Source organism: Pseudochelatococcus sp. B33 (genome assembly GCF_053570585.1).
Genome location: NZ_JBSEFH010000038.1, coordinates 20,792 through 34,201, shown reverse-complemented (window position 1 = coordinate 34,201; position 13,410 = coordinate 20,792). Strand labels below are relative to the sequence as shown.

The window sequence follows — 13,410 nt, the reverse complement described above, 5'->3', positions numbered from 1 at the left end:
ACAGGGAAAAGGGCGCAAACGAACTTCCAGTCCGGCAGGAATGGCAACCCGCGCGGATCGGCCTTCCCCTCCCGTGGGTCGGACGATGGTTGTTGTCTGTTGGCGGTTGTAATGGGACTCCCATGGTGCCGTTCAAAATGCCACTTCCAGAATATTCAGATAATCGGCTTCCGTTGCGCGTCTGGGGTTAGTTTCATGGGTGTGATCGGATGGGGCGAGCGCGGCGGTCTTTGACAACAGATTGCGCGGCACTCCCAATTCGGACAGCCTCTGCGGCATGCCGATCTGCAGCGAAAACCGACGCATGACGTCTGCGAAGTCCTCGCTGGGCAGCTCGCCAGTGACGCTCAACAGTCTCTGATATTTTGGCGGGACCGAAGGATCACCGGCGTTAAATCTGAGAACATGCGGGAGCAGGATTGAGCTGAGTGTGCCGTGATGAAGGTCGAGCTCACTTAATCCGCCTAGCGGGTGAGCGAGTGCATGCACCGCGCCACATCCCTTCTGGAAGCTCATCGCTCCCATCATCGCCGCTATCATCATTTCGCGCCGGGCCTCACGATCGGACCCGTCCCGAACGGCACGCGGCAGATATTTCATCGCCTTGGCAAACCCGTCGAGCGCCAGTGCTTCGGCCACGGGATTGTCCACGGGAGAAATGAAGCATTCGACGCAATGGACGACCGCGTCCATGCCGAAGGCTGCCGTCTGGAGGGGGGACGCGGTTATCGTGAGGTCCGGATCGCAAATCGCCCGCTTCGGGATGACATGCGGCGATATCACGCCAAGCTTCCGCCCGTCGGAGAACGTGATCACCGCGCCCCGTCCGACCTCGCTGCCTGTCCCCGACGACGTCGGGATGGCAATGACCGGAGCGGTCTTGTCAGTGATCCGGGACTGCCCGCCCATAGCCGCGGCGTATTGCTGTAACGGCCGGGGATGGGCGGAGAGAACGGCGACGGCTTTTGCCAAGTCTATAGACGATCCGCCGCCTATACCGATAACGCCGTTGCATCCACCGGTTTGATAAACCACCAAGGCCTCGTTCACGGCGGCCTCAGTCGGATTCGACGGCGTGTCGAAAAAGGTGGCGTAGGAGGTTCCAGAGGGCAGATACGCAATCGCCCGGTCGACATGGCCGGCGTTCCTGATGCCTTCGTCCGAAACGATCAGAGGGCGCGTGATGCCGATGGATGCCATATCCTCCGCGAGCGCGCTGAGGGCGCCATGATCGAGCCGAACATGATTCAGGTAGGAGATGATTGGCATGACATACCTCCTTCGGCGCGCTAAGCGATGTTGTTTTTGATGACGAAGCCGCCCTTCAGAATGAGGTCGATGTAATCCCCCTGGCCCTGGAGCAGATCGATCCGCTGCAGGGGATTTCCGTTGACGGCGATAAGGTCGGCCTCCAGGCCGATTGCAACGCGACCGATCCGGTCACTCAAACGGAAAAGCTCGGCTGCATTCACGGTGGCCTGGCGCACGAGTTCCGGCGGCGAAAACACATCGGCGCGCAACGCGAACTCTATGGACTGATAATCGTGCAGTCTGCCGCTGAGGTCCGTGCCAAAGGCGAGGGGAAGCCCATGACGACGCGCGACTTCCAGCGCGCGCATTCCAAGCTCCAGCATCTCCTTGTTCGTGCCCAGGACCCGCTCGGATATGCCGAGATCTCGCCCTGCTTGCACCATGCAGTGAAAAATCGCCAGGGTCGGAACGACATGGGCCCCGTGTTCGAGGATCAGCTGCGCCGTTGCGTCGTCGAGAAAGTTGGCGTGTTCGATGGATCGGGCGCCACATCTCACCGCGCGGGTCACGGAGCGGTTCGTGTAGGCATGAACCATGACGTATCGATTGGCGCATTCGGCTTCCTGGACGGCTGCGCGAATCTCGTCCTCCGAATACTGGTCTTGATCGATGGGATCGGACGGGGAGGCGATGCCGCCGCCGACCATCAGCTTGATATGGTGCGCCCCGCGACGGATCTCTTCCCGTGCGCCGCGCCTTACGGCGTCCACCCCGTCACAGATCCTGCCAAGTCCGGGCACGTAGGGATGGGGGTCGGCAGTCGTCTGCCCGACCTGTCGCATGTCGCCATGCCCGCCGGTCTGCGAAAGCGCCTTGCCGCAGTATAGCAGCCGCGGCCCCCGGATGAAGCCCTCCTCGATCGCACGTGCAAAGCCGAAATCGGCACCGCCACCGTCACGCACCGTCGTGAACCCGCGCTGCAGCATTCCCTCCAGAACCGGGGCGCTGCGAGCGGCGACGTAGGATGGAGGCAGCCGCTCGAGCTCGGCGAAGGAGTTCATCGGAGCCGCGACATGGACATGCGCATCGCACAACCCGGGCATCAGCGTTCGGCCGGCAAGATCGATCTGTCGCGCAGTGGCATGGCCGATGTTGCGGTCGATATCCACTATGCGGCCGTCCGAGACGAGGACATCGTGCTCGCTGATCAGGGTGCCGGCGACGACATCCAGGACATTGGCGTTTTTCAGAAGCAGGTCCGTCATAACCCCTCGTCCTCATGACTGGTAAGTGGATTAAATCGCGTCGGGCAAAGCCTTCCGATACTGTTTCCTCGTTCCGGCTCGGGGCGAGGATTCCCGGACGGGCCTGTATCAGACCCGCCGGACCGACGACCGGTCGAGCTTGTCCAGCGATACCCATCCGCCGATCATCATGGCGTTGACCATTTCGGCGTGGATGATGTCGATGACGTCCTCCACTCCGGCCTGGCCATTGACCGCAAGGCCCCACAGATGGCTGCGGCCGATGACGCAGGCGGTCGCGCCCAGCGCCAGCGCCTTGAGGATTTCCGTGCCGCGCTTCACGCCTCCGTCCAGCAGGACTGGAACCCGTCCCGCGACCCGATCGGCTACATCGGGCAAGGCATCGATGCTGGCGACAGTGCTGTCCAGCTGTCGGCCGCCGTGGTTCGATATCTGAATGGCGTCTGCCCCCCGTGCGATCGCCTCCTCGGCGTCGTCGGGATCAGAAACGCCCTTGACCACGAGCGGACCGTCCCAATTGTCCCGGAGCCAGGAAAGATCGTCCCACGTTATCGATGGATCGAGGACGCTGGCGATGTAGGCCGCCATGTCGCTCATGCCGCCCGTTGCCCGGCCCTCGAAGTTGCGCATGGAGAAGCGTCGGCTGCCGGCCATGCGCCACCACCACCGCCAGTGCAGCGCCGCGTCTACGATCGTGGAAACCCCGAGCCGCTGGTTGATGGTGAAGCCGTTGCGCAGATCCCGCTCCCGGCGGCCATGTACGGGACAGTCCGTGGTGACGCAGATCGCCAGATAGCCGGCTGCCTTGGCACGCTGCAGGAATTCCAGCGTCAGGCCGCGATCCTTGTAGAGGAACAGCTGCAGCCATTTCGGCCCGCTGGCGGCGGATGCGATCTCCTCCATGGTCGCCAGAGACCCAGCGCTGACTTGCATGACGATGCCACGCGATGCGGCAGCGGCCGCCGTGGCCTGCTCGCCCTGTGGCCATAACAACCCGCTCGCGCCGGTCGGTGCAATCAGAAGGGGCATGGAACACTGTGTGCCGAAAAGAGATACGCCGGTATCGATATCGCTCGATGATCGGAAGCTGCGGCCTTTCAGCCACCAGGACTGGAAGCCGGACGAATTTTGTGATCGGGTCAGTTCATCGAGCGCGCCACCGTCGACGAAATCATAAAGCATGCGTGGCAAGACCGTTCGCGCTCTCGCTCGATAGTCTTCGATATTCACGGGCGCTGGGGCGGGCATGTCGGTAGCCTCATTTAATTTATGATCACAAACTGTCATCACAATAAGTGCGTGTCAAGCCGATCCGCGCGGGTGCTCACATTTGCAGGTCAAGCAAGATGATCCCTATACCCGACGGGTTTGATGTTGGTGGCTGTCCACGCTCTGCGGCAGTTTATGAAAAGCGATCTTCGCTTCCGATGCGGGCAGCATGGCGGCGGGTTTCGTGATGTCATCCAGTTTCTGATGCAGACCCGTATGCCGGCATGGCAACGCCCGGCGGCATACGCTGGAGGCGTCTGCGCTCACTCCGCCGCATCGTCGTAGGTCGACACTGGCGGACAGGAGCAGATCAAGTTGCGATCGCCTGCGACGTTATCGATGCGCGATACCGGCGGCCAGTACTTCACCGTCGTGTCGGCATTGCCGGCCGGGTAGGCGGCTGTCATGCGCGAGTAGGGATGCGTCCAGTCGCCGACCAGCGTCTCCGCTGCCGTGTGCGGTGCGTTGACCAGCGGGTTGTCGTCCTCCGGCCATTCGCCCCTTTTGACCTTCTCCGCCTCTTCGGCGATGGCGACCAGCGCCTCGCACAGGCGGTCGATCTCGCTCTTCGGCTCGGATTCCGTCGGCTCCACCATCAGCGTGCCGGGAACCGGGAACGACATGGTCGGCGCGTGGAAGCCGTAATCGATCAGTCGCTTGGCGATGTCATCCACGGCGATGCCGGAGCGGTCCTTGAGCACGCGCGTATCGAGGATGCACTCATGCGCCACACGTCCACCACGGCCCCGGTAAAGCACCGAATAGTGGTTGCCCAGCCGCGCCACCAGATAGTTGGCCGACAGGATGGCGATCTCGGTGGCCTTTTTCAGGCCTTCCGGCCCCATCATGCGGATATACATCCAGGTGATGGGCAGGATCGACGCGCTGCCGAACGGGGCCGCGGACACGGCGTGGTTCGAACCTTCCGCGACATGGCCGGGCAAATGCGGTGCAAGGTGCGACTTGACGCCGATCGGACCGACGCCCGGACCACCGCCGCCGTGCGGGATACAGAAGGTCTTGTGAAGGTTCATATGACAAACGTCGGCGCCGATGTCGCCCGGACGGGCAAGGCCGACCAGTGCGTTGAGGTTGGCGCCGTCGAAATAGACCTGCCCACCGTGTTCGTGCACGATGGCGCAGATGTCCTTGGCGCCTTCCTCGAACACGCCATGCGTGGAGGGATAGGTGAACATCAGCGCCGCCAGACTGGCGCTGTGCTGCCCGGCCTTGGCCTTCAGATCGTCGATGTCGATGTTGCCGTCATCGGTGCAGCGCACCACCACGACGCTCATGCCCGCCATCGCGGCGCTGGCCGGGTTGGTGCCGTGGGCCGAGGAGGGGATCAGGCAGACATTGCGGTGACCCTCGCCGCGCGCCTTGTGATAGCCGCGGATGGCAAGTAGGCCGGCATATTCGCCCTGGCTGCCGGCGTTGGGTTGCAGTGTCACTGCATCGAAGCCGGTGATCTCGGCGAGCCAGCCTTCGAGCTCTTCGATCATGGCGCGGATGCCGGCCGAATGCGCCCTGGGCGCGAAGGGGTGCAGATTGGCGAGATTGGGCCAGCTCACCGGCATCATCTCGGCTGCCGCGTTGAGCTTCATGGTGCACGAGCCCAGAGGGATCATGGCGCGGTCGAGCGCCAGATCCTTGTCGGCCAGCCGGCGCAGGAAGCGCATCATGTCGGTCTCGGAGCGGTTCTCGTGGAACACGGGCTGGGTCAGGAACTCCCTGCCACGCCGCTTTCCGGGCAGGCTAGAGTTGGCGGAAGGCCTGGCCGTGGCTCCGAAAAGGGAGGCAATGGCCGTGAGGTCGGCCTCGGTCGAGGTCTCGTCGAAGGCGACGCCGATATGATCGGCGTCGATGACGCGCAGAATCCTGCCGTCCTTTTCGGCTTCGGCGGCGATGGCTTCGGCCTTGCCCTGCACCTGTGCCGTCACCGTATCGAAACGACTGTTGCCCGGCACCTTGATGCCGGCGGTGGTCAGCCCCTCGGCCAGCCCGTTGGCCAGCGCATGGATGCGCGACGCGATGGCCTGCAGCCCCGCCGGACCGTGCCAGATGGCAAATGCCGTCGCCATGTTGGCGAGCAGGGCCTGGGCGGTGCAGATGTTGGAGGTGGCCTTGTCGCGGCGGATGTGCTGCTCGCGCGTCTGCAGGGCGAGGCGGTAGCCGGGGCGGCCATGCGCATCGACCGACTGGCCGACGAGACGGCCGGGCATCAGCCGGGTGAGCTTGTCGGACACCGCGCAATAGGCCGCGTGCGGTCCGCCGAAGCCCATCGGCACGCCGAAGCGCTGCATGGAACCGACGGCGATGTCGGCGCCAAGGCTCGCGGGTGCGCCGGTCACCGTCAGCGCAAGCGGATCGGCGATGAAGACGACCAGTGCGCCGACGGCTTTCGCCTGCTCGATGGCTGCTGCATGGTCGCCATAGACGCCATTGGCATCCGGCCAGGACACGATCAGAGCGACCGTATTCTCGTCGACCGCGTCGCCGCCGATCTCGATGCCGAGCGGCTCGGCGCGCGTGTGCAGCACGTCGAGCGTCTGCGGCAGCGGTGCGCCGACAAGCGCCACTTTGTTGCGCTTGTCGCGATGGTGGCGCATGGCGATACCCACCGCTTCGGCGGCGGCGGTGGCCTCGTCCAGCAGTGACGCGGAGGCGACCGGCAGGCCAGTCAGCTCGGTCACGAGCGTCTGGAAATGGAACAGCATCTCCAGGCGGCCCTGGCTGATCTCCGCCTGATAAGGCGTATAGGCCGTGTACCAGGCCGGGTTCTCGAACATGTTGCGCTGGATGACGGGAGGAACCTGCACGCCGTGGTAGCCCGTGCCGATGAAGCTTTTCATCACCGTATTGCGTGACATGGTGGCTGAAAGTTCGGCGAGCGCCTCCGCCTCGGTGGCCGGTGCCGGCAGATCGAGCGGACGGCCGAGCATAATCGATTTCGGAACCGCCTGATCGATCAGTGCCTGGACTGAGGGAACACCGATCCGAGCGAGCATGGCGCGTATATCGTCGTCGCCGGGGCCGATGTGGCGATCCGCGAAAGCGTAGGGGGCCGTGGTCATCCTGTTTCCCTGTCAGCCTATGTGCGCATTGTAGGCCGCCTCATCCATGAGGCCGTCGAGCTGGCTCCTGTCGGAAAGCGTCATCTTCCACAGCCAGCCATCACCGGTCGCGGCGGAATTGACCAGCGACGGATCGGACGTGACGGTTGGATTGATCTCGGTTACCTCGCCGTCGACCGGTGCATAGACGTCGGACGCAGCCTTGACCGATTCCACGACGACGGTCACGTCACCCTTGGTCAGGCCTCTGCCCACTTCGGGAAGCTCGACGAAGACGAGGTCGCCAAGCTGGTCCTGCGCATAATCGGTGATGCCGACGGTGGCGACCTCGCCTTCGACGCGCAACCATTCATGGTCTTCGGTGTAATAGGTCGTTGCCATCGAGATCATCCTTTGCGGTAGCGATGCGGGGTGAAGGGCAGGGCATGCACGTCGACAGGCAGCCTAGTGCCACGAACTTCAGCGTACAACCTGGTTCCGATGGCCGCCAGGGAGGCGGGCACATAGCCCATGGCGACCGGATGACCGACCGAGGGTCCGAAGCCGCCCGAGGTGATATGACCAGCGGCATCGCCATCCCCGTCAAACAATGCCGTGCCGGCCCGCAGCGGCTGACGGCCTGCAGCCTTGAGGCCGACGCGCTTGTTGACCGCACCGCGCGAAATCCACGCCCGCAGGGCATCGGCGCCGACGAAGTTGCCGCTGGCGCGCACGCTCTTTGGCACCGCCCACATCAGGCCGGCGTCGACCGGATTGATGTCAGGCCTGATGTCGTTGCCGTGCAGGCACAGGCCGGCTTCGAGGCGCAGGCTGTCGCGGGCGGCGAGGCCGACCCACCACACCCGCTCCTCGGCGAGCAGCTTCTCCAGCAACTCGCGTGCGTCCGTAACCGGCAGCGCAATTTCGAAGCCATCCTCGCCGGTGTAGCCGGAGCGGGTCAGGAACCAGTTGGCGCGCGGCTCGATACCGTGCATGAAGATAAGCTCGCCGGTGTCTATCCCGGCTCCGTTGAGCGCGGCCTCGGCTTCAGGCCCCTGCAGAGCGAGGAAGACGCGGTCGAGCGGCGTGATCGTGATGTCGAACCCCTCTGCCAGCCTGCGCAGATGCGCCTCGTCGGCGGCGGCGTTGCCGGCGTTGGCCACCAGCATGAAACGCTCGCCGGCGAGCCGCGTGACGATCACGTCATCGAGGATTCCGGCGGCATCGTTGAGCAGGAAGGAATATTTGGATTGCAGTCTCGGCAACGCCGCTGCATCGAGGGGGCAGGCCCGGTCAAGCAGCGCACCGGCATCGGGGCCGGAGAGTTCGAACAGTCTCATATGCGAGATGTCGAACAGTCCCGCATGCTCACGGGTGTGCTGATGCTCCTTCATGACGCCGGCCGGATAGGTCAGCGGCATGGACCAGCCCGCAAAAGCGCCGAAGCGCGCTCCTGCCTGTCGATGCAAATCTGCCAAGGGTAAGGTTTTCTCGTCAGGGCCCGTCATGACTTCTCCAGAATAACACGCAACTGGCACGCTCGATGCGGCCATTTCGTGCCCCTCTGTCTGAAGCCTGAGAGACTCGCACCGCCGGATCACTCCAGCCGCACTTACACCTTCGGCGCGGGGCGACGAAGCCCCGACTTTCCAGAGTGTCATCCCGTCTACGGTTCTTTTGCCTGAGAGATTTCGGGCGATTTCCCCTTCGGCGACAGCTTGGATGCTGTTCTCTCCCGCAAACAGGCCAAGCCTGATCAGCCCTTGACGCGAATGTCATAGCCCAATCCCCATACCTTGTCACCTGTCAAAACTGCGAGATGGTCCGGGCATCGAACCCCCCGGGGGGGGGGGGGGGCGGCCCCGGGGGGGAACCACAGGAGGGGAGCCGTTTCCGGGTAATTCCGCTGTGCACACAAAGAGATAGAGAAGAATGGTGCTTGAGGTTCAATGGATAACCTATACCGGGAATTTCCGAGGGGTCGGGCCCCGGGGAGACTGTTTCACGATACATCGCGATCAGTGCCCGGCAGGCCGCAATCAGGCGGGGCGGGCGCGGCGCAGGAGTGAATCGACCGTGGCTCCCGTGAGCCCCATGGCTCGGGCATCGCGCGGCGGGGGCTTGGGCAGGTTCGCCGTCATGGTGGCGTGAAGAGCCGACAGCGCCGCGGCAGTCGGCGTCGCGACGCCGGCAATCACCGCGTAGACAAGAAACGGCGTGAGCCCGTGGCCGAAATCCTCCACATAGTAGCGATGCGTGAGAGAGTCCGGAGCTTTGATCCGCCTGTTAGCCTCGCCAGCTGCGATCGCACGATAGTCGCTGCCGACGGCATCCGCGGGCACGGTGCCGATGGCCTTCATTTCCTCGATGATCGTCGGCAGGTCGAGACCGAAGGCGCGGCCTACGGCCATACGCTCCCGGTCGAGTTCCTCCATCACTCTTACGACGCCGTCGGTGAGGCCCTGCACATAGAAGGTGAAGTCGCCGCCGGTCGCCTCGACCCACGCCACGCCGAGGATAGCGCCCGGCGGATGGACCACCATATTGACGTTGCAGAGATCGGACGCGATCACATCGCCGCAGTCGTAGCTGCCGGGGAACAGCGCGAGGGCTGCCTCCAGCGCTGCCTCCCCGCCCTTGAGAGCGGCGGCGCGCAATCTCTTCGCCCGGCCGGTGATGTTGACGGTATCCGGCGCAAACTTTCGCGCCACATAAGCCAGGGTCGCCAGCTCGGCGACCGGCGGCACGACATCCTGATGCGCGCGGTACGCCGTCTCGAACTCCAGAGCGCCGCCCGTGTGCCCCGGGTTGAGGACCACGGGACGAGCGGTATCCCAGCCGGCCTTGTGAAGCGCTTCGGCAACGGTAGCCAGAGCGAAAGTGGGAAGCGCCACGACGACTGCATCCGCATCCCTGATCGCCGCCGCCATGTCGGTGGTGACGAGGGCGGGAAAGATACGGCCTTCGCCAAATACACCCTGATAGGCGATTCCGTTTGCGAGGAAGGGCTCGACGGTCGCCTGCGAACGACCGTGCAAGGCCACCTCATGCCCTGCCAGGGTCAGTTCGACAACTGCCGCGGCACCGCCATTGCCTGCGCCGATTACGGCCACTCTCATTGCATTCTCTCCCGATCGGTCAGGCGGCCAGCCTGCTGCGCAGTTCGTCGAGGGCTGCGGCAGCCTCCTCGACATCGATGACCCGGAAACCCTTCGCCAGTTCGGGGCTGTATGAAGCCAGAAGCTCACGCACCCGATCGGGATAGATCACGTGCCCGTCACGGACAAACACACCATCGGCCTCCTCGAACTGCGCATTCCAGGCCAGGGCCTCTTCCTCCGTCATCCCGGGCGGCAGATCGAGGACGACACCGGTCGTATCGGCAATCACGGGATAGCCGCCCGAACGCCCGCCCGGCCCGGGAACGTGCATGCGCCGTGCCCCTTCACCGGCCAATGCGAGGAGAACCGGCACGGCGTTGGCGGCCGAAATCATGTTGAGTTCGCGATGCGGGAGCTGGATGTCACCGGTCATGCCGTTGACGTCGGGTATCTCCCGATCGCCGACCCATGCGCGGACGGGAGCGCCGGCGCGCTCGGCGGGCGGCTTGCGCCATTCCACGATGTGGCGGTGATGCGCCAGAACGCGCAGATGTCTCCGCTGCTCAATCGGGAGGCGGCCGCCGATGACGGCCGAGAAGATGGCGATATTGCCCACTCCCGTTGTGACCGGAAGTCGTGCCTGGGCCAGCACCTGGTTTACACCGTCAGGATAGCAGGTATTGACGAAGTGGCTGTCCAGTTCGAGACTCTTCATCGCGCTCGCCGTCCGAAACGACAGCAGCGAGTTGAAGGCGATCGTCAGGCCGAACCCCGCCCTTGCCACGAGGCGCGCCCAGTCACTCTCGTCGTTGTCGACGCGCCACGGCGACTGGGCCGAAGCAGACTGGACGACGACACGGGACCTTATCGACGCCAACGTTTCGGCGATCGAGGCGGAAGAGGTTGAATCGAGCGAGGCGCTGGAGAACGACACCAGGGTGCCGAAATTGGCCGCGCGGGCACGGCAGGCCTCGACGAGCCATGTCATCCTTTCCCTGTTCCTCCCGGCGATGACCACGGACAACGCGGTCCTGGCCATGGCCGCGAGGTCCGCCAGCATGATCTCGGCGTAGTAGCCGGTGCCGGAAACGAGGATGTCGCAGGGGTATTCCGCGCGGTCTGACATCGAACCTCTCCCTTATCAGGCGTCTATGCGGATTAGCCGATCGGTGTCGGTGTAATCCGAGAGCAGGACCGAGCCGCTGGCGGTCACATGCAGCACGTCCTTGTTCTGCACGCCGAACCCGTAACCGGTGCGGTAGCATAACGGCTCGAAACCGAGCACCATGTCTTCCTCGACCACGGCGTCCTTGCCGGGATGCCCGAGAATGGGGGTGGCGCCGAGGTAGGGATCTTCATGGAGGTGAAGCCCGATCCCGTGTCCGACAAAGGAGATCGGCGGCAGCTTCATCTTCTCGAGGCGGGAAATGAAATCGTTGTAGATCGCGAGACAGCTCGCGCCGGGCCTGATCCGGTCGAGGATGGCGTACTTGCACTCCACCATCAGGTCCCAGATTTCCTCGGCCATCGCGGGCGGTTCCTCGACATAGGCCGTGCGGCAGACGCCCGCCTGATACCCGCCGATAACCGAGAATATCTCGACGCGGCAGACATCCCTCGGCTGGAGCCTGCGGCTGCTGGGGCCGACGTTGGGCAACTGGCTGCGCTCGCCGGTCGCCACGATCAGCAGCTTGAAGTTTTCCGCCCCAAGCTCGTAGATGCGGCGGGTGAGGACCGCTGCAATATCGAGCTCGGAATCACCGGCGCGGACCGCGGCGAAACTGTCGGCGATGGCTTGATCCGCAATCCGCGACAGGCGATGGATCAGTGCGACCTCTTCTTCCGTCTTGATCTGGCGGGCACGGGATAGCTGGAGCTCGAACGGGACAAACCGGGCTTTCGGCATGTGAGCCGCAAGCCGCGCGAAGGCTCCGGCAGGCAGATAGTCCATCTCGAGGCCGATCGCCGCCTCACCAAGTCCCGCGTCCTGCAGGGCGCCCGCGAGAACGGCCATCGGGTCATCGTGGAACTCCCGCCATACTGTGAGCGGTGTTTCGGGCGCGTTGCTCGCGATCGTTGTCGCCTCCATGTCCACGCCGAAAAGGCTTTCCCGGCCGTCGGCCGTCAGGATCGCCATGGCGTGGCGGTGGCGGATGAGAGGCTGCGTCGGCACGACGAAACCCGTGAGGTAGGCGAAATTCTCCGGCGATGACGTGACGACGGCGTCCAGTCCTTCGGCCTGCAGAACGCGGGTGATCTTGTCGACAATGGTTTTGCGCATGGGGCGGACTCGTCTCAAAGTGTGACAGCGTATTTCTCGACCTTGGCCTCATCGACGGAAATTCCCATGCCGGGACCGTCAGGGACGCGAATGCCGCCATGCTGAAAGACCATGGGTTCGGCCAGCAGATCGTCGGCGTAGTAAATGCCGCCGATGCGGCCATTCTGATGCTCGGCCGGCATTGAGACCGGAATGACGCTGGACAGCGTGACCGCAGGCGCGGCCGCGGCGAGATGCACATTGGCCAGATTGCCGACGCCCGTTTCCACGGAACCGTTGACATTGCAGACGATGCCGGCCGCATGACAGACGGCGGAGACCTGCATGGCCTTGTAGAGCCCGCCCGGCTTGGTGGTGTATATTGAGACGATCTGCGCCGCATCCTGCGCGATGATCTGCACCACGTCGTGCGCGTTCCAGGCCGATTCATCGGCCATCACCGGCACATCGATCGACCGCGCCACGCGTGCGATCCGCTCGATGCCCATGGTAGGCTGCTCCACATAGATCAAGCCGACGTCCTGCATGCGGCGCACGGTCTGGATCGCCTGCCCCGGCGTGGCATAGCCTTCGTTGGCGTCCACGCAGAGGGCAATATCCGGGCCGACCTCGCGCCGAATGGCTTCGACGATAGCCACGTCTCTGTCAGGATCGATCCCTACCTTGATCTTGATGGTGCGAATGCCGTCACGGACGACCTGTCCAACTTCCTTGACCGCTTCCTCGATATCGAGCAGGCCTATGGAATGCGTCACCGGCACAGTCTCCCGGAGTTTGCCGCCAAGCAATATGTGAACCGGCACGCCAAGAACTTTTCCGGTTAGGTCGTAATAGGCGAAATCGACTGCCGCCTTCGCGTAAGGATAGCCCTTGATGACGGCATCCATGCGCTTGTGGAGGGTTGCGGGATTGCCGATCTCCAGCCCCTGGACGGCGGGCGCGAGATAGCGCGAAATCACCAGATCGACGATGGCGGTGCTCTCGCCGAAATAGCGGCCGAACTCCCCGCCCCAATCCTTGAGCGCCGGCGCCTCGCCCCAGCCCACTGTCCCGTCGTTGCCCGTGATCTTGACCAAGAGATACTGGCCGATGGGCTCGGTCAGGCCCGTCCATTTATGAACCCGTCGGGTCGGCAGCCGCACGAGGCGCGTTTCGATCGAGGATATGGATACCACAGTTTCCTCCTTATG

General features: G+C 63.8%; 11 protein-coding genes and 1 riboswitch. Of the genes, 1 reads left to right on the top strand and 10 read right to left on the bottom strand.

Annotation, left to right across the window (positions count from 1 at the left end; genetic code table 11):
* Positions 1-132: 132 nt before the first annotated feature.
* Both ACUSIJ_RS27510 and ACUSIJ_RS27505 read right to left on the bottom strand, forming a co-directional pair.
* The gene (locus tag ACUSIJ_RS27510) at positions 133-1,269 is read right to left on the bottom strand and encodes an iron-containing alcohol dehydrogenase (protein ID WP_449311613.1); all 1,137 of its coding nucleotides are present in this window, start codon (positions 1,267-1,269) and stop codon (positions 133-135) included.
* A gap of 20 nt (positions 1,270-1,289) precedes the next feature.
* Positions 1,290-2,312, bottom strand: a complete 1,023-nt coding sequence (locus ACUSIJ_RS27505) for a metal-dependent hydrolase family protein (protein ID WP_449311614.1) — start codon at positions 2,310-2,312, stop codon at positions 1,290-1,292.
* Between the two features lie 12 nt (positions 2,313-2,324).
* On the opposite strand from ACUSIJ_RS27505, the gene ACUSIJ_RS27500 reads away from it, so the two are divergent.
* A complete protein-coding gene (locus ACUSIJ_RS27500; protein WP_449311615.1) occupies positions 2,325-2,534 on the top strand; it encodes a hypothetical protein in 210 nt (69 codons plus the stop codon).
* A gap of 90 nt (positions 2,535-2,624) precedes the next feature.
* Here the strand turns inward: ACUSIJ_RS27500 and ACUSIJ_RS27495 are convergent, their stop codons facing one another.
* The 8 genes from ACUSIJ_RS27495 to ACUSIJ_RS27460 all read right to left on the bottom strand — a co-directional run bounded on the left by ACUSIJ_RS27495 (position 2,625) and on the right by ACUSIJ_RS27460 (position 13,395).
* Positions 2,625-3,764, bottom strand: coding sequence for an alpha-hydroxy acid oxidase (locus tag ACUSIJ_RS27495; RefSeq protein WP_449311612.1), 1,140 nt, complete (start codon positions 3,762-3,764; stop codon positions 2,625-2,627).
* 284 nt (positions 3,765-4,048) lie between these two features.
* Positions 4,049-6,859 (bottom strand): aminomethyl-transferring glycine dehydrogenase, encoded by a 2,811-nt coding sequence (gene gcvP, locus ACUSIJ_RS27490; RefSeq protein ID WP_449311611.1) that lies wholly within the window; start codon positions 6,857-6,859, stop codon positions 4,049-4,051.
* Between the two features lie 12 nt (positions 6,860-6,871).
* Complete coding sequence (gene gcvH / locus ACUSIJ_RS27485; protein WP_449311610.1) at positions 6,872-7,240, bottom strand: glycine cleavage system protein GcvH; 369 nt, start codon at positions 7,238-7,240, stop codon at positions 6,872-6,874.
* Between the two features lie 5 nt (positions 7,241-7,245).
* Positions 7,246-8,346: a glycine cleavage system aminomethyltransferase GcvT gene (gene gcvT / locus ACUSIJ_RS27480; protein WP_449311609.1), complete on the bottom strand. Its 1,101-nt coding sequence runs from the start codon at positions 8,344-8,346 to the stop codon at positions 7,246-7,248.
* 151 nt (positions 8,347-8,497) lie between these two features.
* Positions 8,498-8,586, bottom strand: a riboswitch (glycine riboswitch).
* Between the two features lie 291 nt (positions 8,587-8,877).
* Positions 8,878-9,957, bottom strand: a complete 1,080-nt coding sequence (locus ACUSIJ_RS27475; protein WP_449311608.1) for an NAD/NADP octopine/nopaline dehydrogenase family protein — start codon at positions 9,955-9,957, stop codon at positions 8,878-8,880.
* A 19-nt stretch (positions 9,958-9,976) separates the two neighbouring features.
* Positions 9,977-11,065: a hypothetical protein gene (locus ACUSIJ_RS27470; RefSeq protein ID WP_449311607.1), complete on the bottom strand. Its 1,089-nt coding sequence runs from the start codon at positions 11,063-11,065 to the stop codon at positions 9,977-9,979.
* Positions 11,066-11,080: 15 nt separating this feature from the next.
* Positions 11,081-12,220: a M24 family metallopeptidase gene (locus tag ACUSIJ_RS27465; RefSeq protein ID WP_449311606.1), complete on the bottom strand. Its 1,140-nt coding sequence runs from the start codon at positions 12,218-12,220 to the stop codon at positions 11,081-11,083.
* Between the two features lie 14 nt (positions 12,221-12,234).
* Entirely contained in the window at positions 12,235-13,395 is a 1,161-nt protein-coding gene (locus ACUSIJ_RS27460) for a mandelate racemase/muconate lactonizing enzyme family protein (protein ID WP_449311605.1), read from the bottom strand.
* Positions 13,396-13,410: the final 15 nt, after the last annotated feature.

Excerpts from the sequence above, each read along its gene's own strand:
- gcvH (WP_449311610.1), bottom strand. The coding sequence starts at position 7,240 with ATGGCAACGACCTATTACACCGAAGACCATGAATGGTTGCGCGTCGAA.
- ACUSIJ_RS27510 (WP_449311613.1), bottom strand. The coding sequence starts at position 1,269 with ATGCCAATCATCTCCTACCTGAATCATGTTCGGCTCGATCATGGCGCC.
- ACUSIJ_RS27505 (WP_449311614.1), bottom strand. The coding sequence starts at position 2,312 with ATGAACTCCTTCGCCGAGCTCGAGCGGCTGCCTCCATCCTACGTCGCC.
- ACUSIJ_RS27465 (WP_449311606.1), bottom strand. The coding sequence starts at position 12,220 with ATGCGCAAAACCATTGTCGACAAGATCACCCGCGTTCTGCAGGCCGAA.
- ACUSIJ_RS27470 (WP_449311607.1), bottom strand. The coding sequence starts at position 11,065 with ATGTCAGACCGCGCGGAATACCCCTGCGACATCCTCGTTTCCGGCACC.
- ACUSIJ_RS27500 (WP_449311615.1), top strand. The coding sequence starts at position 2,325 with ATGGACATGCGCATCGCACAACCCGGGCATCAGCGTTCGGCCGGCAAG.
- ACUSIJ_RS27475 (WP_449311608.1), bottom strand. The coding sequence starts at position 9,957 with ATGAGAGTGGCCGTAATCGGCGCAGGCAATGGCGGTGCCGCGGCAGTT.
- ACUSIJ_RS27495 (WP_449311612.1), bottom strand. The coding sequence starts at position 3,764 with ATGCCCGCCCCAGCGCCCGTGAATATCGAAGACTATCGAGCGAGAGCG.
- gcvT (WP_449311609.1), bottom strand. The coding sequence starts at position 8,346 with ATGACGGGCCCTGACGAGAAAACCTTACCCTTGGCAGATTTGCATCGA.
- gcvP (WP_449311611.1), bottom strand. The coding sequence starts at position 6,859 with ATGACCACGGCCCCCTACGCTTTCGCGGATCGCCACATCGGCCCCGGC.